1 protein-coding gene is annotated in these 435 nt (G+C 58.9%); it reads right to left on the bottom strand.

Features of this window, described 5'->3' with window-relative positions; genetic code table 11:
* Positions 1-435: carbohydrate ABC transporter permease (locus tag C3Y91_RS05285; RefSeq protein ID WP_168575109.1), on the bottom strand; the 435-nt coding region annotated here is incomplete at both ends.

Genomic DNA, 435 nt, shown 5'->3' with positions numbered 1-435 from the left:
TGTAGATGACGAAGTCCTTGTTCTTGATCCAGTCGAAGTGGAAGCTCGTCCAGCCGAAGTGGTGCAGCGTCTGTTCCAGCCCGAGGCCGGGATCGAGGAACCATTTCCAGGCAACCCCCGTGACAATGAAGGACAGCGCCATCGGATAGAGGAAGATCGGCCTCAGCAGCCCCTCGCCGCGGATCTTCTGGTCGAGCAGGATGGCGAGGAAGAGACCGAGCACCAGGCAGATGCCGATATAGAGGAAGCCGAAGATCGCCATGTTGGTGATCGAGGTGTACCAGGAGGACGGCGGATCGCTCTCGAAGGTCCAGCGCCACAGCCGCTGATAGGCGCGTGGCCCCGTCAGCGCATAGGAGGGGAATGTCTTGGAATTGGTGAACGACAGATAGGCCGTCCAGACGATGAAGCCGTAGACGAAGATGATGGTGATGA

It is taken from the genome of Rhizobium ruizarguesonis (assembly GCF_012349115.1).
GTDB classification, from domain to species: Bacteria; Pseudomonadota; Alphaproteobacteria; order Rhizobiales; family Rhizobiaceae; genus Rhizobium; species Rhizobium ruizarguesonis.
This window is presented reverse-complemented; position numbering and strand designations above follow the sequence as displayed.